Here is a 17,660-nt window from a genome sequence, read left to right on the forward strand (position 1 = left end):
CTGCGGCGAACATTAGGATGTAGCGCATGGCACCGCAATCGGTTCCGCAAAAATTGCCGAGCCGACGGTCCTGTGCGGGCGTGCCTCGGGCGCGCCGCTATTTCTTGGCGAGCAGTTTCTGACCCTTGTCGCGGATCGCGCCCGCCACCATCGGTTCGACGAAGGACAAGGCCAGGGGCAGATCGACCTCGAACACCACCTGATGATCCTCGATGATGATCCGCCCGTCGATCCCCTGACCCATGGCTCGCACCGCCAGCGTCATGAGATCCTCATTGGGCCAGGCGGTGGTGACGTCGGCCATCCCGCCGGGGACGAAACTGGCGATCTCGTGGCTGCGTTCGTGCAGGCGGCGGCGCACTTCCTCGCGCGGCAGTTCGTGGGCGATGGGGACTCGCATCAATCGGCTCCGGTGGATTTGGGTGTGGTGTTGGATGTGGGCCCGGGAAGGGGGCTGTGGTCGAGTTCGGGCGCGGGCGCGGTGCCGGCACCGAATTTGTAGTCGAGAAACCGGTGCTTGATCGCCAGATCGTCAAGCGAGCCTTCGGCCAGCTGTCGGGTGATCGAATCGATCTCGCCGCTGATCTTGCCGAGACTGTCGGTCAATTGCTCGTCGGGCGTGCCCCCCATCCGCACCTCGCGGCGCATTTGCGCGGGGATGCGGCGATAGCTGTCGATCATCTCGGGCAATTGCTCGCCCACGAGGCTGCGCACTTCGCGCGCCTTGGGATGGTTCTGGTCGAGCCCGTCGAGCTGCAGCCCCAGCGCATCGAGCTGGACACCCATATCGTCGAGGATCTTCGCAGCCGGCGGCGGCAGCGCGGGCCGTTGCGCCTCGAGCCACAATTCGGTGCGACCGACCATCTGCTGAACATCGCCCTTGTTGATGTCGGCGCGCTTGGGGGTCTTCATCTTGGGAAACTGGCCCAGCACCGCAACCGCGACCACGCTGGCGAGCACCAGCGCCATCACTCCGGCAAAACCGATGCCGTTCAGAACCATCCCGAGCACTCCTGCCGCCACCCAGATCGCGAACAGCGCGATGACGACGTTGCGGATCTTGGCGACCCAGTGCTTCTGCTTCGCCGCCGCGGAGCCCTTGCCGATCGAGACCGCGCGCCGGTGGCGTCCGCCCGAACGATTGTCGTCGCGCAGCATGCGGCCTTCCTCGATCAAGCGGTCGCTATTGTGCGTCAGATCGCCCAAGCCGTGTCTCCCGCACTCAATCCCACCTTCAATCTTCAATGCTCAGCAGGTTCGATTCCGAGACCTGCTTCTGCGCCTGCGCCTGGCCTTCGGCGCGGGCGATATAGCCCTTGGACTTCTCCATCTCGTCGGACAGCACATTGACCGTCTGCTTCATCGAATCGAGCGCGCGCAGCTTGAACTGATCGACCTCGTCCATCGTGTCGTAGATGTTCTGGAAGGCGCGCTGGAGCGTCTCGAGCGGGATGGTGCTGGCGGCGGCCTGCTCGTGAATCTTGCCGGTCTGGTCGCGCAGCATGGTGCTGGTGGAATCGATGATCCCCGCGGTGGTGGTGTTGAGCGCGGTGATCTGGCCCAGCACCAGCCGCTGGTTGGTCATCGCCTCGGCCACCGTCACCGCGGTGCGCAGCGCGCCCACCGTGGTGGTGCTGGCGCGATCGACGCCCTTCACCAGCTCGACATTGTTCTTCTTCACGAGGTCGAGCGCCAGATAGCCCTGCACGCTCACCGCCATCTGGGTGAGCAGGTCCTGGGTGCGCTGGCGGACATAGAACAGCGCGGTCTCGCGGATCGCCTTGGCTTTGGCCGGATCGGTCGCGTCGAGCTCGGCGGCTTTCTCTTCCAGCTTGGTGTCGAGCGTCTTGGAAATGTGGATCATCTGTTCCAGATTGCCCATCGCCTCCCACAGCTTCTGGCGCTCCACATCGATCGCGGCATTGTCCATCAAGAGCTCGTCCTTGCCATTGGCAAGGTTGGACAGGATCGACTGGATATGCGTCTGCGCGCTCTGGTAGCTGCGGAAATAATTGGTCAGCTTGTTGCCGAAGGGGATGATGCCGAGGATCTTGCGCGGGCCGGTCAGCTTGCCGCGCTTGCCGGGATCGAGATCCTCGACCACGCGGCGCAGTTCGGCGAGATCGGTGCCGACGCCCTCATCCTTATCCATCGCGCGCACCGGGCGATCGAGGAAGCGGTTGGACATGCCGGCAGCAGCGGCGATTTCCTTGCGCCCCATATTGGTCAGCTGATCGACCTTCTTGCCGAATTCGGGCGAATTGGCATCGGAAGCGACCAGATCCTCGACGAAGCCGTCGACCTTGGCCTGCAGCTTGCTCTTGTTCTCCTCGGACACCGGGACGAGGCCCGATGCTTTCTCCGGCGCGACATGCGGCACCGGATCGGGCGGGGTGAGGTCGAAAGCGGGTTCGGTCGCCGTCGCAGTCGGCGCCTGTCTGGCGGTTGCGGGGGCGGGTTGGGATTTCAGCTCTTCGGTCATCTCGTGTCCTCGTCCTGGTCCGCGACAATATGGCATCGCACAGTGTGTTATGCAAATAGAACGGCTTGCAAACAGGTCGTTCCGGCCTTGCCCAAGTTTGCTTTCCCTTGCCGTGTGCGCCGCTTAAGGCAAGTTCTGGCAGCCGGATACGCAGGGAAGCAGAGTGACAGGCAAGGCGACAATACCTCGGGCGACGGCGAGAAGCGGTGGCGACAGGCGCGACGCGGCAGGATCGGGCGCCGAACCCGCGGGCGAATCGCGCACCGCTCATCGCTACGACGAAAACGAGGATTTCGGCGTCTCGCTGGCCTATTCGCTCGAGGTGTTCCGGCGCTGGTGGCGCATCCAGGTGATCGAGACCGTCGATCAACCTGCGGTCATCGCCGCGCGCCGCGAGGAAGCCTACAATTCGCCGCGCTTTCTGTTCATGCTCGCCATGTCGGCGGGGATCGCGATTCTGGGCATGCTGCTGTCGTCGCCGGCGGTGGTGATCGGCGCCATGCTCATCGCGCCGCTGATCGGGCCGATCATCGGTGCCGGCTTCGCGCTCGCCATAGGCGATTACGGCTGGCTGGCCGGATCGGTCCGGGCGCTGGTCGCAGGGACGGCTCTGGGAGTCGGTCTGACCGCGCTGATCGTGTTCGTCTCGCCGCTGCAGACCATCACGCCCGAGATCGCGGCGCGCACCCAGCCCAATCTGTTCGACCTGGGGGTCGCGGTGTTTTCCGCGCTCGCGGGTGCCTATGCGATGATCCGCGGGCGCGAGGGCACTATCGTTGGCGTGGCCATCGCCACCGCGCTGATGCCGCCGCTTGCAGCGGTCGGCTTCGGGCTGGCGACGGCGAACTGGACCGTCTTCTGGGGTGCCAGCCTGCTCTACATCACCAATCTGATGACCATCGCGCTGGTGGCGACGCTGATGGCGCGGCTTTACGGGTTCAGTCACACGCTCTCGGAACGCCAGACCAATTGGCAGACGGTGATCATCGTGGTGATCTTCATCGCGCTGGCGACGCCGCTGTTCTTCTCGCTGCGCCAGATCGTGTGGGAAACCAACGCGGCGCGGCAGATCCGCGCCACACTGGTGGCAAGCTTCGAGTCTCAGGTGCGGATCTCGGAGATCGATTTCAATCTGGACGCCGAACCGATCACGGTCGAGGCCACGGTGCTGACGCCCGAAACGAGCCGCGTTGCCGAGCGGCTGAGCGAGGAATCGCTGACAGCCCTGCTCGCCAGGCCGGTCGACCTCGAGCTGACGCAGTTCCTGGTCGGCACCGAGGCCGAAGCGGAAACGGCAGAAATCGCCGCCGCCAGCGCCCGGGAACGACGCGACGAGGTCCAGCAGGCGCGCGAATTGGGCGCCAGGCTGGCAATGCTCGCAGGGGTGGAAGCGGGCGCGGTCACGATCGACCGCGACAACCGCCGCGCCATAGTCCGCGCGAGCGGGCTCGGCGGGGCAGGGCTGGCGACGTTCCGCGCGATCGAGCAGCGCGTCGCGGACAATTATCCCGACTGGAACGTGGAGCTGATCCCGCCGCTTTCCGCGCTGCCGACGATCCCCTTCGCCGATGGCGAGCCGACCGCCCAGGGGCTCGAGAACCTCGAGCTGGCCGCCTGGGCGGCGCAGCGGCTGGGATTGCCGCTGGCGCTGGAAGGTGGGAGCGTCGCGACGCGCGAAACCGCCGCCGAGATCCTGTCGGAAGCCGGAGTGGAGCCGCAGCTGATCGTCGGTGGGCCCGTCATGCAGGCGCGCTGGGCGACTGCACCAGAGGAGTAGCGGCCGGCTTTCTTCGGCCGAACGGCCTCAGGCGGCGATCTCGAGCGGCTGGATCTCGCCGGTCAGGTAGAGCTTCTTGGCCTTGGCGCGGCTGAGCTTGCCCGAGCTGGTGCGCGGCAGCGTCCGCGGCGGGACCAGTTCGATCACGCAGTTCATACCGGTGACGCCACGGACCTTGTCGGCGATCTGGTCGCGCAGCTTGATCCGTTCCTCGGGGTCGGAGACGCGGCAGTGGACCAGCACTGCGGGGGTTTCCTCGCCACTTTCGTTCTCGACCGCGAAGGCGGCGATGTCGCCGTGGTTGAAGCCGGGCAATTGCTCGACCGCCCATTCGATATCCTGCGGCCAGTGGTTCTTGCCGTTGATGATGATCATGTCCTTCGCCCGGCCGACGATGAACAGATAGCCATTGGCCATATAGCCCATGTCGCCGGTATCGAGCCAGCCGCCCACGAGGCTTTCCTCGGTGGCTGCGTGGTTGCGGAAATAGGAATGCATCACGCTTGTCCCGCGGCACCAGACCTTGCCGATCTGGTGGTCGGCGCGGGCGCTATCGTCCTCGCCGCGAATCACGACCTCCATACCCGCGATCGGTTTGCCGCAATTGACGATCGCGCGGTAGCGCGCGGGCCTGCGCAGGTCGCGGGGGCGGCCCGAGAGCCGCTCCTCCTCGACCAGCTCGACGCGGATGCCTTCGCCCGGCGGCATCACGGTGACGGCCAGCGTCGCCTCGGCGAGCCCGTAGCTGGGGGTAAAGGCGGAGGCCTTGAACCCGGCCTTTGCAAAGGCGTTGACGAAGCTCTGCATCACGTCGGGCCGGATCATGTCCGCACCATTGCCCGCGATGCGCCAGCGCGACAGATCGAAGCGTTCCTCGACCTGGCTCTGGCTGGAGATGCGCCGGGCGCAGATGTCGTAGCCGAAGGTCGGCGAATAGCTGAGCGTGGTACCCGGGTTGCGGCTGATCAGATCGAGCCAGGCCAGCGGACGGCGGGCGAAATGCTCGGTCTTGAGATAATCGACCGACATCTGGTTGGCGATCAGCGACAGGAAGCAGCCGACCAGCCCCATGTCGTGATACCACGGCAGCCAGCTGACCACCCGGTCGCTGCCCTGCGCCTGCATCGAGGTCGCATGGCCATGCAGATTGTGCAGCAGCGCCCGGTGCGTGACCGCCACCCCGGTGGGGAAGCGCGTCGAGCCGGAGGAATATTGCAGATAGCAGATGTCGTCGGGCTGCGCTTGCGGGAGCGTGCATTCGGGCGCCGGGCGGGCGGCGAATTCGTCCCAGCTTTCGCCCAGGCAGCCCTGCCGCTCGGCGCCGGCCTTGGCCATGCCGCCGATTTCGCCGGGGTAGAGCAGGATCGTGGGATCGCTGCTTTCCAGCTGCACCGCGAGCTGGTCGACATAGCTTTCCTTGCCCCCGAAAGTGGTCGGCAGCGGCAGCGGCACGGGCCAGGCACCGGCATAGATGCAGCCGCAGAACAGCGCGGCGAATTCGGGTCCGGTCTCGGCGATCAAGGCGACGCGGTCGTCCTTGCCGATCCCCATCGCGACCAGCCGGCGCGCGGCCTCGAGCGCGTCTTCGCGCATTTCGGTGAACGGATAGGCGTGGATCAGCGTCCCGCGCATATCGTGAAAATTGAGACCTTTTTTGCTGCGCGCGGCGTAGTCGATCGCCTCGTTGAAGGTGGCGAAATCGGACCGGCGGCGCGGCAGGTCGCAAGCATTCGGCGTCGGCGTCAATGCGTCGTCACTCATAAGCACTATGATATCCGTGAAAAGTCAGGGCCTTGCGGCATCCCTTGTGAACCCCCGGCAACGCGGCGTCGTTTGGCGCGCCGCGATAAACTTTCCCAATCGGTAACGAGTATGGCACCATTATGGCAAATGGACCACAGTGATCGTCCCCAGAAGGCGAGGAAGCGCTCGCCCCGACCGCTCGATCCCGCGCGACTGGAGGAGCTGGCGCTGTCTTATGTGGCGCGTTTCGCGACCACTGCGGGCAAGCTGCGGACCTATCTCAAGCGCAAATTGCGCGAGCGCGGCTGGGTCGCGGATGGGGAGGAAGGCGATCGCGACGCCGACTCCCCGCCGCCACCCGATATCGAGGCGCTGATCGAGCGTTTCGTCGCGCATGGCTATGTCGACGATGCCGGTTACGCGCGGATGCGCAGCGCCGATTTGCTGCGGCGCGGTTATGGCGCGCGGCGGGTGTCGCAGCAGCTGATGCAGGCGGGCATCGCCGAGGATCTGCGCGCCGATGTCGCTCCCGAGGAGGCAGAACGCCGCGCCGCAGCGCTGGCGCTGGCGCGAAAGCGGCGGTTCGGACCCTTCGCCGTGCGCGAGGCTCTGGCGGGCGAGGAAGCGCACCGGCTGCGCGAAAAGCAGCTTGCGGCGATGGTGCGCGCGGGCCATGATTTCGACCACGCCCGCCGGGTGCTCGATGCAGCCAGCCCAGACGAGCTCGCGCAATGGGTCGAAGAGGCCCGGGAAGATTCCCCGTCATGAAAGCCGCCCCGCTATGAAAGCAGTTCTCGCCCCGCTCCTGATGGGCCTGCTCGCCGCCTGTTCGCCGCAACCCTCGGCCGAAGCGACGCCAAGCGCCGCGCCGGTCGCGAGCGTGCATCCGGTCTCGGGGCTCGAGGTCATTCCGCTCACCGTGACGAGCGGCGAGACAGTCCATCGCTTCGATGTCGAGCTCGCGGCAAGCCCCGAGGCGCAGGAGCGCGGGCTGATGTTCCGCACCGAGCTGGGCGACCAGGAAGGGATGATCTTCCCCTCCGATCCGCCGCAGGTGCGCGGCTTCTGGATGAAGAACACCCCGCTCCCGCTCGACATCATCTATGTCGGCGAGGATGGCCGGATCCTCAACATCCATCCGATGACCACGCCCTATTCGCTCGATTCGCTCTATTCGACGGGTATCGCCAGCGGCGTGCTCGAATTGCGCGGCGGCCGGGCGGAAGAGCTGGGCATCGCCAAGGGCGATCTGGTCGAGTGGTGATCACACCTATGCCTGGCGACGATATGCCTGGCGACGATCTGCTTGGCGACTCAGGGCAAATCGGCTAACCGCGCCGCCCATGGGTATCCTTGCGAAAATCTTCACCTGGTGGAACGGTGCCACCATCGGCACCTCGCTGCACACCGCGCGCAAGGGCATCAAGGTGGGCACCGACGGGCAGGGCAACGTCTATTACCGCGGCAAGCAGAAGCACGGCGATGGCCGCGAGCGACGCTGGGTGATCTACCAGGGCGCCAACGATGCCAGCCGCGTGCCCAGCGAATGGCACGGCTGGCTCCACGGCTCGTTCGACGATGTGCCCGAAAGCCATCTGCCCCCGCCGCATATCTGGGAAACCGAATATTCGCCCAACGCCACCGGCACCATGGCTGCCTATCGCCCGGCGGGCGCGCTGGAGCGCGGTGGCAAGCGGGCGCGCGCGACCGGCGATTACGAAGCCTGGTCGCCGGACGCCTGATCGCATGACGCGCCTATCCGCGTTTCTCCCGGTGCTGCTGGGTCCGGCCCTGCTGCTGGCCGCCTGCACCGAGGAGCCGCCCGAACCCGATCCGGTCGCCACCACCATTCCCGAAGGCTTGCGCGATTCCGCCCCGGCTCAACCCGCTGTCGGCGACGAAGCGCAGATCGGCACCCCACTGGCCGAGCGGGTGGCGACGATCGGACTGCTCAACAAACGCAACAATCTCTCGCAGGAGCTGGAGATGGCGCCGGGCGAGTCACGCCGCGTCGGCGATGTGATCGTGCGGCTGCGAGCCTGCGAGCGGACCGCTCCGTGGGAACTGCCTCAGGAGGTCGGGGCCTTTGTCCAGGTGCTGACCCTTGAGCGCGGGTCGGAGGGCGATTTCCGGCGGATATTCTCGGGCTGGCTGTTCAAGAACGCCCCCAGCGTCAACGTCGTCGAGCACCCGATCTACGATGTCTGGGTCAAGGATTGCACGATGGAATTTCCGGGCGAGGGTGCGGATGGCGAATCGGGCGAGGAACCCGAAGCCGGAGCCTGAAGGAATGCCGCCCAGGCCTCGGGCAGCGTCCGCTCGGGTGCCCCGCGGGCATTGGCAACCAGTTCCAGATACCGCGCCTGCGGCATCGCCACCGCCCCCAGCGAAGCGAGATGGCCGGTCATGAACTGGCAGTCGAGCACGCGGTAGCCGGCCGCTCTCATGCAGGCGACCAGCCAGGCAAGCGCTACCTTGCTGGCGTTGTCCGCCCGGCTGAACATGCTTTCGCCGCAGAACACCCGGTCGAAAGCCACCCCGTAGAGCCCGCCGACCAGCTCGCCATCCAGCCGACATTCGACCGAATGGGCATGACCGGCGCGGTGCAGCGCGCGATAGCTCGCCTCGATCCGCAGGCTGATCCAGCTTTCGGCATGTTCCTCGCGCGGCTGGGCGCAGGCGTCGATCACCGCGTCGAAATCGCCATCCACGGTGACCGCGAACCGCTCGCGCCGGATCAGCTTGCGCAGGCTCTTCGAGAGGCGAAACCCGTCGAGCGGGATGATCGCGCGCTCGCGCGGTTCGACCCAGAACACCTCGTCGTCCTCGCGGTGGTCCGCCATCGGGAACACCCCTGCGCGATAGGCGTGCAGCAACAGTTCGACCGGGATCGGCTCCGGCACAGCGGCGGGATCGGGCGGCGGCGCATGCATCCCGGCTCTCTAGCAGGCCGAAGCGCAAAAAACCGCCCCGAAAAGCCCGCGCAATAACCAATACCTTGCCATCGCGCGCCGCTAGGGTTACGGGCCGCGACCGGCTGCAGGGGTGTAGCTCAGTTGGTAGAGCATCGGTCTCCAAAACCGAGGGCCTGCGGTTCGAGTCCGCACACCCCTGCCATTTGCCAGCCTGCCATTTTGCCGGCCTGGCATTTTCCTGGCTATCCCTTCCCGCAATCCGATCCCGAACCCTGCGCATTGCTCGCGGGCGGGTGGGCGCTCGCGTCCCCTGCAGTGGTGCCGATGTGCCACGGCCGGGAACCCGGCTGTGATCGGGTGGTTGATAGGCTCCGGACCATAGTAAATGGTTTCACAAGGAGTCCGCCGATGTCGAAACTGTCCTTCCGCAGCAGCAGTCCCGATCGCTGGACCATGCCCAAGGGCATGGGCGACACCAGCGTGCGGCGCCACACCCACGGCCGGATCCAGCCGCTCAATCCGCCAAGCTTTCTGGAGCGGTTGTTCGGAGCGCGCTGACGCAGCCTGATCACACCGCATAAGTTACACCGCATGGAAAAGGGGCCGGAAGCATCACGCTTCCGGCCCCTTTCGTGTGTCGAACCCGCGAAGGCCCGCGCGCGTCAGTATTCCTCGGGCTCTTCCGGGGTATCCTTGTGGAAGTCCTTGCCCGCGGTGCGATCTCCGCGCGAGAGCTTGAACACCACGCCCGAGAGCAAGGCCAGCGCCAGCAGGTTGGGCAGCGCCATCGCGGCGTTGGAGATGTCGCCCAGCCGCCAGACCAGCTGCGATGGCTGGGTCGCGCCGACATAGATCGCGATGCACCAGATCACCCGCCAGAGGATGTGGAGCACCTTCTCGCCGCCACGGGTCGAACCCGGAACGCGGTCGTAGAGGAAGGTGATCGCCCGCTCGCCGTAATAGCTCCAGGTCAGGAGCGTGGTGAAGACGAACAGGATCAGCGCCACCGAAGCGACCAGCGTGCCCAGCGGGATCGAGGCGATCTCGTAGGGGAATGCCGCGGCGAAGGCGCCCGAGGTGGTGACGAAGCCGCTTTGCGCGGTGGTCCCCAGATCGGATTGCCAGACATGCTCGACCGCCTGGCCCTGGAAGGTGAAGTCGCCCTGCACCGTGAGGATGACCAGCGCGGTCATGGTGCAGATCACCATCGTGTCGATGAAGGTACCCAGCATCGCCATCCGGCCCTGCTGCTCGGGATCGTTGGTCTGCGCGACCGCGTGCGCGATCGGGGTGGAGCCCTGGCCGCTCTCGTTGGAGAACAGCCCGCGTGCCACGCCCGCGCGGATGGCGAGGATGATCATCGCCCCGGCAAAACCGCCGCTGGCGCTCTGGAAGTTGAAGGCGCCGTAGAAGATGCGCCCGAAGGTCTCGGGCAGATCGCCGAAATTGAGGATCAGCGCGATCACCGCCATCACGATATAGGCGCCGGCCATGAAGGGGACGACGCTCTCGGCGACCTTGCCGATCGATTTGATCCCGCCGATGATGACCACGAACACCGCGATCGCGATCACCAGACCGCCGAACCAGCGTTCCCAGCCGAACAGCTCGTTGAGCCCGCTGGCGACTTCGTTGGCCTGGATCGAATTGCCCGTCACCAGCGCGCTGAACAGCGTGCCGAGGCAGAACAGGATCGCGAGCCAGGTCCATTTCGGCCCCAGCCCCATCATGATGTAGGTCATCGGACCGCCGCGATAGACGCCGTCCGAAGTCTTCTCGCGGTAGCGGATCGCGAGGCTGCCTTCCGCAAATCCCAATGCCATGCCGAAGATCGCGGTCACCCACATCCAGAAGATCGCTCCGGGGCCGCCCAGCGCGATCGCGGTGGCGACGCCTGCGAGGTTACCGGTGCCGACCTGGCCCGAAAGCGCGGTCGAGAGTGCGGCAAAGGGCGAGATTTCGCCCGCGCCCGCGCTCTTGCGGCCCTTGAACAGTCCGGCGAAGGCGCTGCCCAGCTTGACGATGGGGTAAAACCGCAGGCCGATCATGATGTACAGCCCGATCCCCAGCAGGATCAGCGTCATCGGCGGGAAAGGGATGACCTCGACCCCGTTCCAGGTGCCGCCCCAGATGAAGTCGGAAATATTGGTGACGCGGTCGATCAAAGAGAACGACCCGGTATCGCTTGCGGCCATCAAGGCACCCCCATAATTGGCCCCCTGCTCCCGGGCCCTGCTTCGAAGCGAGGCACGCTATCGCCGCGGCGGAGTAAAAACCAGCCCAAAGTCGCGGCTTTCGCGGGCCCGCCCCGGCGCGCTTGCAATCGGATACGCATGGCCCTAGATGCGAACTGTCTTCCGACATCGATGGCACGGTTCAGCCCCTCCCGACTTGAAACGGGGCGGCGATCCCCCCATTCCGGAAGGCAGACAGTTTCGATCGCAGATGATGAGGGCGTCCCGGATGGCCGAGAAAACCAAGAAGACATCGCCGGCAGAGTTCGTGAACCAGGTTCGCGCCGAAACCAGCAAGGTCGTGTGGCCGACCCGCGAAGAGACCGTACGCACGGCGATCTTCGTGTTCATCATGGTGATCATCCTCTCGCTGTTCTTCCTCGGGATCGATTCCATCTTCGGCGCGGTGGTCTCCTGGCTGCTGACGCTGGGCTGATCGCCCTTTCCATCCATCGACGCGTCCGGCACGCGACAGGTCACTCTTCGACAAGGTAATCCATGGCACGCTGGTACATCATCCACGCTTATTCGGGCTTCGAGAACAAGGTTCGCGATTCGATCCTTTCGGAAGCGGAACGGCTCGGCCTGTCCGACGGTGTGGAGGACGTTCAGGTTCCCACCGAGACCATCACCGAGGTCAAGCGCGGCAAGAAGGTCCAGACCGAGCGCAAGTTCATGCCCGGCTACGTGCTCGCCAAACTGCAGATGACCGACGACGTCTATCACCTCGTCAAGAACACCCCCAAGGTCACCGGCTTCCTTGGCAATGACAACAAGCCGCAGCCGATCTCCGAAAAAGAGGCGGCGCGCTATTTCGGCGGGGTCGAGGAAGCCAAGTCTGCGCCCAAGCAGCAGATCTCGGTCGATTACGAGATCGGCGACCAGGTCAAGGTGCTCGACGGGCCCTTCGCCAGCTTCAACGGGCTGGTCGAGGAACTCGATTTCGACAAGCAGAAGGTCAAGGTCGGCGTCTCGATCTTCGGCCGCGCCACTCCGGTGGAGCTCGATTTCGAGCAGGTCGAACTGAGCAAGTAAGGCTCCGGCGAGGCTGGCGTCCGCGCCGGTCCCGCCGTTTTTCCTACCGCCGTTTTTCCTACCGCCGGTTTCCTAACTCCCGAACGTCCGGTCGACGATCTCGGCGGCCTGCGCCGGTTCGCCGCTCTGGGCGGGGACCGGGCGGATCGCGGACAGCGGCGCTTCGAGCCGGTAGACCAGCCCTTCGGCGGTGAACTCGCGCTGTGCGGTGCCGCGCAGCATCGCCGGGATGACCCTGGTGAGCAGCTTGGTGCCAAAGCCCCTCGCCTGCTGCACGGCGTCGCTTGCGAGACCCGCGCGATGCTCCTGCCAGATCAGGTGGAAAGTGCCCGCATCGGGTTCCCCCGCCGCCGGCGATCCCTCTTCGAACGACCAGGAAACATCCACGCTCGCTTCGTCGATCAGGCCGAGGCTGTATTTCTGCGCATTGGTGGCCAGCTCGTGCAGCGCGAGGCTCAATTGCTGCGCCGCCTCGGAGCCGATGGCGACCTCGGGGCCGGCGATCGTCACGCGTTCGCGGATATCGGGGAGCAGCTTGTCGAGCTGGATGCGGACCACGGTGTCGACATCGCTCGCGGGCCCCGCGTCGCCCTGCATCACCGTGCGGGTGGCATCGGCCAGCGCCCAGATGCGGCCCTGCAGCGCCTCGAGGAAATCGTCCTTGGTCGTCGCCGAACGCGCGCTTTGCTGCGCGATCGAGGCCACCACCGCGAGCAGATTGCTGCTGCGGTGGACCGCCTCGCGCGCCTGCACCGCCAGGATTGCATTGACCCGGCTGAGCTCGGCGGTGCGGGTGTCGACCTTGGCCTCGAGCGAGGCGAGCGTGGCCTTGTGCGCATCGATCTCGTCGCGCAGGCGATCGTTGGCCGCTGTCATTTCGGCGGGCGAGGGCAGCGCGACCAGCGTCGGGATCATCCGGAACAGCACCACTGCGGTGATGAAGGACACCAGCCCGGTGGCCAGCTTGACCAGCCCCAGTTGCGGATAGATCGGGATCCACAGCGTCACGATGGAAAGCGCATGGGTGATCCCGCACAGCAGGATGAACGAGGCGAACAGCAGCACCAGCCCGCGATGCGGCACATCGTTGCGGCGCCTGAGCACCGTCAGCAGCGCGATCGGGATCGCCGAATAGGACAGGAAGATCAGCAGGTCCGAACCGGCCCACAGCGCCACCAGCCACGGCTGCCACAGCAGACACATGCCATGCGGCATATACTGCCAGATATCGGAAAAACTGCTCATTCGCCTTCTCCCAAAGGTGCGAGCGCATCGGTCGGGCACGGCCCGGTTTTGCGGGCATTGCCAGTGGCTTATAATAGGACGTCGGACAGCTTAGCCGATCGCGAATTGCCGCGATAGTAAGGGTTCGTACCTAGCGGACAAATCGGGGCGAACGACTCGGGGCGGACGGCTAGGGCGCGGTTCCGGCGCGGGCCGGATCGGCGGGCTGGCTGAATGCCGGGATCGGGCGGCCGGGCCGGGTTATCCCGGGCCGTGCCGCCGACCGCTCAATGCGCGGTCTGGTCCTGCAGCGAATCGTGCAGCGAATCTTCGAGATTGCGCGCTTCGAGCGCTTCGGCTTCGGCGGCGCGTTTGACCGAGCGTTCATGCTCGGCCTTGACCCGGTCTTCGGCGACCTTGCGGGCCTGCTCGGCAAGACCGCGCCAGGTGGCTTCGGAACGCAGCGCGCGATCGCGGACATTGTCCAGCTGCGCGGCGTTGGCTTCGGTTGCGGATTCCTCGGCGCGGGCGTGGTAGAATTCGAAGGTCTGGCTCATCGCGGCGGGCTCCAGCGGGAAGGGGGGGAAGGGGGCGGCTTGCGGCAAACCATGCTTGGTGGTCTGCAGATGTGCGACGCGCCGCACTCGCCGAAGCGAATGCGGCGCGCAGCGGTGTCGAGAATCAATCGGCAGGCGAGAGGTTCACGGCGCTTTCCTTGCCGTTACGGCCCTGCTCGACTTCGAAGTTCAGACGCTGCTCTTTGTCGAGGGTCTGCATGCCGGCAGCCTGGACGGCCGAGATGTGAACGAAGCTGTCGGCCGAGCCGTCGTCGGGCTGGATGAAGCCATAGCCCTTGTCGGCGTTGAAGAATTTTACGGTGCCAGATTTGGCCATGGGAGATTCCTTTCAGAAACCTTGGTTTGCCCGGGCGGCGGAAGTGCCGATCGGGCCGTGCGTCTGGTCGTCAGATGAAAGGGAATCGTCGCCTGGTTTACGCCGGGGCTCTTGCGAGCATGCGGCGGTCGTCAACTTCGGAGTGTCGCAACTTTCGACTTCTGCCCGAGCCTTATGGCACAGCTTGCGGGATTTACCTAATGAAACCGTCTGGTGGCTTTCTCGAAGCATCCCAGCCCGGCTCGTAAGCTTAGATTGAGCATGAGTATGGCGGTGGGTTTTCGCACAACCCCGGCTTGTTCTGCCTAAAGTAACGCAGAGGAAGGCTAGGAACGACTTTCCTCGTTAGTTTCGTCGAAGGCCGCGACAGGCCGGTCGTCCTCAAACGGTTCCAGCAGCGTTTCGAGGCTTTCGATGCGTTTTTTCAGCAAGCGGAGGCCCTTTAGGTCCAGCAACCCGCTAAGTAATACGCGGTCTCCCTGAATGTTCATGTTGATTTTATTGAGATCGGGAATTCCGCTAGCGAATGCGTGAGCGGGAAGGCCTTCCTTAGCCGCCATGAGCGGCGCTTTGGCCGGAAGCGCCGGAGCCCCTCCAGGTTCCGAATTCACTGATTCTGGGATTTCGGCACCATCATCTACAAGGCCTTCACCCTCAGAAATATTCTCCAGATAATGATAGGTGTCCATATAAGCCGTTATGGCTGGGCCAATTGCGACATCCGCGAAACCTTGTTGGATTAAATACGATCGGATCGCATTTTCAGATGGGGGACCTTCAGGAAAACGTTCGTGGAGTTCTTGGAAGAGCGTGGGTGATGTGCCAGCTCGTAAGAGGGCTGCGTCCCGATCTAATGGGGCGATACCGTGTAAAATATCGACGGCGGTTTGCGTTACCTTCACTTCACCCTTGCCAGCCTTACTTAGCAGGCCAAACTGGAGCAGAGCGGCTAGAACTTTAAGAGAACGCCCGGTGAGCCCGGAATACCCCATATCACGAGCAGCAGATTGGCGGTCGATTACGTTGGTCCGGTTAGCCTGATGTATTTTCTCAACGAGTTCAATTGCTTGCTTGAGAGAAACGCTCGGGTAACTTGGGCTTCGCATTCGGGACATGCCACTTCTCCTTGCCTACAAGCCATTCCCTAGCGGGCAGAAGAGAAAAAATCCACCAAAATAAACGGCGAATGGTATATTCTGCGTTGACTTCATGCTTGGCTCGTGGTGGAACGCTCCCGGACGCAAGCCCAATCGGGGCGTCTGGAAGGAGGTGAGGTGCTTATGAGGAAATGAAACGGTCTCGGCAGCCGATAGCCGAAATGACGAGGGCCGACCTTGCGGCCGACCCCCTGGAACAACCAAGCGGAGGAACCGCTGTGATCGCTCGCTTTGCACCCTGTGAATCGCATGTTCCTTCGCCAACAGCAAGGAAATTGCGTGATGGTCCGTGTCTCGGCCTATTGCCGCATCCGCTTTGGGCGCTTCGAAACCGTCCGCGCGCACTGGCGCTCGCGCTAGCATAGGCGGCTGAACAATGGGGGTGACTGCGGTCGTCCTCTCCGTCCAACAACTTGGCCCCGCTCCGGCGGGGCCATTTTTGCAAGGTCCCCAATCCCTTGCAAATCCCCCCGTTCCCCGCTATCGGCGCGCCTCCCAAGCGACAGTTTCGGGAATCACCGCGGGAGGTCCGGCCAGCCGGATCGCTCAACCGCTTACCATGAGCCTGCCGTGTAGCGAGTGTTTCGCGAGGGCAGGCGACAGTGAGAACAGGAGGCCACAATGGCCAAGAAGATTACAGGTTACATCAACCTGCAGGTGCCCGCCGGCGCCGCCAATCCCAGTCCGCCGATCGGCCCCGCGCTGGGTCAGCGCGGCGTCAACATCATGGAATTCTGCAAGGCGTTCAACGCCTCCACGCAGGAGCTCGAGAAGGGCGCTCCGATCCCGACCAAGATCACGGTCTATGCGGATCGCAGCTTCACCTTCATCACCAAGACCCCGCCCGCCAGCTTCCTGTTGAAGAAGGCCGCCAAGCTGAAGTCGGGTTCGAAAGAGCCGGGCAAGGTTTCCGCCGGGACCATCAAGGTGAGCCAGGTCAAGGAAATCGCCGAGACCAAGATGGCCGACCTCAACGCAAACGATATCGACCAGGCCATCAAGATCATCAGCGGCAGCGCCCGTTCGATGGGCCTCGAAGTGGTGGAGGGCTGATCATGGTAAAGCTGACAAAACGACAGAAGACGCTCGCCGAGCTCGACGCAGAGAAGCTGTATTCGGTCGACGAGGCTCTCGCCACGCTGCGCGAATTCGGGTCCAAGAAGTTCGACGAGACGGTCGAGGTCGCAATGAACCTCGGCGTCGATCCGCGTCACGCCGACCAGATGGTCCGCGGCATGGTCTCGCTGCCCTCGGGCACCGGCAAGGACGTCCGCGTCGCGGTGTTCGCGCGCGGCGACAATGCCGACAAGGCGACCGCCGCCGGTGCCGACCGCGTCGGTGCCGAGGATCTCATGGAAGACATGCAGAACGGCAACATGGACTACGACCGCGTCATCGCGACCCCCGACATGATGGGTGTCGTCGGCCGGCTCGGCAAGCTGCTCGGCCCCAAGGGCCTGATGCCCAACCCCAAGCTGGGCACCGTGACCCCCAATGTGGAACAGGCCGTGAAGGACGCCAAGGGCGGCCAGATCGAGTTCCGCGTGGAAAAGCAGGGCATCATCCATTCGGGCATCGGCAAGCTGAGCTTCGACGACACCGCGCTCAAGGCCAATTTCGAGGCCATGACGCAGGCCATCGTCAAGGCCAAGCCGACCGGTTCGAAGGGCAAATATGTCCGCAAGATCTCGATCACCTCGACGATGGGCCCCGGGCTCAAGGTCGATCTGGGCGAAGTCGAGGGCGCCTGATTTCAGGATCGCTGCTCCGGCCCGCGCCGGGGAGTGAACGCTACAGCAACACTCTACAACAAGGGGCCGGGGGGAAACCTCCGGCCCCTTTTTGCTGTGCGGTGTTCTCGGGTGGTTTGCGATGTCTGGGCGGTGCTGCGGGAAGCGGGGAGGGCCGATTTGGCCGTTGGCGGAAAAATCGCGCCGCTCGCTCGTTGATGGGGTGAAGCAATGAAGGACGCATCATGGAATCCGTACTCGCCATCGCCACCGTCGTCGGGCCGATCCTGCTGCTGGGCGCGATCATCTGGGCCTGGCTGCGCAACCGGCAGGCCAGCCGCACCAACAAACTCCGCGCCGAACATGGCGCACGCGAATTGCGCAAGGACATCGAGGACAGCCCCCAGAAGGACGCCGATCTCTAGGCCGGTTCTCTAGGCCGGTGCGCGGAGCCTGGCCCTAGAGCGTG

General features: G+C 64.5%; 21 protein-coding genes and 1 tRNA gene. 12 read left to right on the forward strand and 10 right to left on the reverse strand.

From position 1 onward, the window contains the following. Window positions 1-97: 97 nt before the first annotated feature. From A9995_RS06620 to A9995_RS06630, 3 genes are read right to left on the reverse strand one after another with little or no spacing between them, the layout of a single operon-like run. Window positions 98-400, reverse strand: a complete 303-nt coding sequence (locus A9995_RS06620; RefSeq protein ID WP_067610618.1) for a polyhydroxyalkanoic acid system family protein — start codon at window positions 398-400, stop codon at window positions 98-100. Beyond that, the gene (locus A9995_RS06625) at window positions 400-1,206 is read right to left on the reverse strand and encodes a hypothetical protein (protein ID WP_067610619.1); all 807 of its coding nucleotides are present in this window, start codon (window positions 1,204-1,206) and stop codon (window positions 400-402) included. The genes A9995_RS06620 and A9995_RS06625 overlap by 1 nt, the downstream gene beginning before the upstream one ends. Before the next feature lie 28 nt (window positions 1,207-1,234). Next, window positions 1,235-2,482 (reverse strand): toxic anion resistance protein, encoded by a 1,248-nt coding sequence (locus A9995_RS06630; RefSeq protein ID WP_067610621.1) that lies wholly within the window; start codon window positions 2,480-2,482, stop codon window positions 1,235-1,237. Between the two features lie 163 nt (window positions 2,483-2,645). On the opposite strand from A9995_RS06630, the gene A9995_RS06635 reads away from it, so the two are divergent. Further along, window positions 2,646-4,259, forward strand: a complete 1,614-nt coding sequence (locus A9995_RS06635; RefSeq protein ID WP_145916836.1) for a DUF389 domain-containing protein — start codon at window positions 2,646-2,648, stop codon at window positions 4,257-4,259. Between the two features lie 27 nt (window positions 4,260-4,286). On the opposite strand, the gene A9995_RS06640 is transcribed toward A9995_RS06635, so the two are convergent. Then, window positions 4,287-6,020, reverse strand: coding sequence for a fatty acyl-AMP ligase (locus A9995_RS06640; RefSeq protein ID WP_067610623.1), 1,734 nt, complete (start codon window positions 6,018-6,020; stop codon window positions 4,287-4,289). A gap of 129 nt (window positions 6,021-6,149) precedes the next feature. Between A9995_RS06640 and A9995_RS06645 the strand changes: the two genes are divergently transcribed. The 4 genes from A9995_RS06645 to A9995_RS06660 all read left to right on the forward strand — a co-directional run bounded on the left by A9995_RS06645 (window position 6,150) and on the right by A9995_RS06660 (window position 8,288). Next, window positions 6,150-6,770 (forward strand): regulatory protein RecX, encoded by a 621-nt coding sequence (locus A9995_RS06645; protein WP_067610625.1) that lies wholly within the window; start codon window positions 6,150-6,152, stop codon window positions 6,768-6,770. Between the two features lie 13 nt (window positions 6,771-6,783). Next, window positions 6,784-7,266, forward strand: coding sequence for a DUF192 domain-containing protein (locus A9995_RS06650; RefSeq protein ID WP_233998117.1), 483 nt, complete (start codon window positions 6,784-6,786; stop codon window positions 7,264-7,266). 79 nt (window positions 7,267-7,345) lie between these two features. Further along, entirely contained in the window at window positions 7,346-7,744 is a 399-nt protein-coding gene (locus A9995_RS06655; RefSeq protein WP_067610627.1) for an NADH:ubiquinone oxidoreductase subunit NDUFA12, read from the forward strand. Window positions 7,745-7,748: 4 nt separating this feature from the next. Next, window positions 7,749-8,288, forward strand: a complete 540-nt coding sequence (locus tag A9995_RS06660; RefSeq protein WP_067610629.1) for a DUF2155 domain-containing protein — start codon at window positions 7,749-7,751, stop codon at window positions 8,286-8,288. Here the strand turns inward: A9995_RS06660 and aat are convergent. Further along, window positions 8,198-8,935: a leucyl/phenylalanyl-tRNA--protein transferase gene (aat, locus tag A9995_RS06665; protein ID WP_067610631.1), complete on the reverse strand. Its 738-nt coding sequence runs from the start codon at window positions 8,933-8,935 to the stop codon at window positions 8,198-8,200. The genes A9995_RS06660 and aat overlap by 91 nt on opposite strands. 108 nt (window positions 8,936-9,043) lie before the next feature. Between aat and A9995_RS06670 the strand changes: the two genes are divergently transcribed. Together A9995_RS06670 and A9995_RS16995 are read left to right on the forward strand one after the other, a co-directional pair. Then, window positions 9,044-9,119, forward strand: a tRNA-Trp gene (locus A9995_RS06670). Window positions 9,120-9,325: 206 nt separating this feature from the next. Beyond that, on the forward strand, window positions 9,326-9,475 hold the full coding sequence (locus A9995_RS16995; RefSeq protein WP_168157344.1) for a hypothetical protein: 150 nt from the start codon (window positions 9,326-9,328) through the stop codon (window positions 9,473-9,475). A gap of 104 nt (window positions 9,476-9,579) precedes the next feature. On the opposite strand, the gene A9995_RS06675 is transcribed toward A9995_RS16995, so the two are convergent. Then, complete coding sequence (locus A9995_RS06675; RefSeq protein WP_067610633.1) at window positions 9,580-11,112, reverse strand: sodium:alanine symporter family protein; 1,533 nt, start codon at window positions 11,110-11,112, stop codon at window positions 9,580-9,582. A 268-nt stretch (window positions 11,113-11,380) separates the two neighbouring features. Here A9995_RS06675 and secE point away from each other — a divergent pair, with 268 nt between their 5' ends. Further along, window positions 11,381-11,587 (forward strand): preprotein translocase subunit SecE, encoded by a 207-nt coding sequence (gene secE, locus A9995_RS06680; RefSeq protein ID WP_082992533.1) that lies wholly within the window; start codon window positions 11,381-11,383, stop codon window positions 11,585-11,587. Between the two features lie 62 nt (window positions 11,588-11,649). After that, a complete protein-coding gene (gene nusG / locus A9995_RS06685; protein WP_067610635.1) occupies window positions 11,650-12,186 on the forward strand; it encodes a transcription termination/antitermination protein NusG in 537 nt (178 codons plus the stop codon). 72 nt (window positions 12,187-12,258) lie between these two features. Here the strand turns inward: nusG and A9995_RS06690 are convergent, their stop codons facing one another. The 4 genes from A9995_RS06690 to A9995_RS16560 form a co-directional block, all read right to left on the reverse strand. After that, a complete protein-coding gene (locus A9995_RS06690) occupies window positions 12,259-13,431 on the reverse strand; it encodes a sensor histidine kinase (protein ID WP_067610637.1) in 1,173 nt (390 codons plus the stop codon). Between the two features lie 266 nt (window positions 13,432-13,697). Next, window positions 13,698-13,967: a hypothetical protein gene (locus A9995_RS17000; protein WP_067611022.1), complete on the reverse strand. Its 270-nt coding sequence runs from the start codon at window positions 13,965-13,967 to the stop codon at window positions 13,698-13,700. A 124-nt stretch (window positions 13,968-14,091) separates the two neighbouring features. Then, the gene (locus A9995_RS06700) at window positions 14,092-14,304 is read right to left on the reverse strand and encodes a cold-shock protein (protein ID WP_067610639.1); all 213 of its coding nucleotides are present in this window, start codon (window positions 14,302-14,304) and stop codon (window positions 14,092-14,094) included. Window positions 14,305-14,630: 326 nt separating this feature from the next. Beyond that, window positions 14,631-15,419 (reverse strand): hypothetical protein, encoded by a 789-nt coding sequence (locus A9995_RS16560; RefSeq protein ID WP_145916838.1) that lies wholly within the window; start codon window positions 15,417-15,419, stop codon window positions 14,631-14,633. 663 nt (window positions 15,420-16,082) lie between these two features. On the opposite strand from A9995_RS16560, the gene rplK reads away from it, so the two are divergent. From rplK to A9995_RS06720, 3 genes are all read left to right on the forward strand, one after another. Beyond that, window positions 16,083-16,514: a 50S ribosomal protein L11 gene (rplK, locus tag A9995_RS06710; RefSeq protein WP_067610643.1), complete on the forward strand. Its 432-nt coding sequence runs from the start codon at window positions 16,083-16,085 to the stop codon at window positions 16,512-16,514. A 2-nt stretch (window positions 16,515-16,516) separates the two neighbouring features. Then, window positions 16,517-17,212 carry a 50S ribosomal protein L1 gene (gene rplA / locus A9995_RS06715; protein WP_067610645.1) on the forward strand — a complete coding sequence of 232 codons (696 nt, stop codon included), beginning with the start codon at window positions 16,517-16,519 and terminating at the stop codon, window positions 17,210-17,212. Window positions 17,213-17,436: 224 nt separating this feature from the next. Further along, window positions 17,437-17,616 (forward strand): hypothetical protein, encoded by a 180-nt coding sequence (locus A9995_RS06720; protein WP_067610647.1) that lies wholly within the window; start codon window positions 17,437-17,439, stop codon window positions 17,614-17,616. The last annotated feature ends 44 nt before the right edge of the window (window positions 17,617-17,660 follow it).

This window comes from Erythrobacter sp. QSSC1-22B (assembly GCF_001678665.1).
GTDB lineage: Bacteria > Pseudomonadota > Alphaproteobacteria > Sphingomonadales > Sphingomonadaceae > Qipengyuania.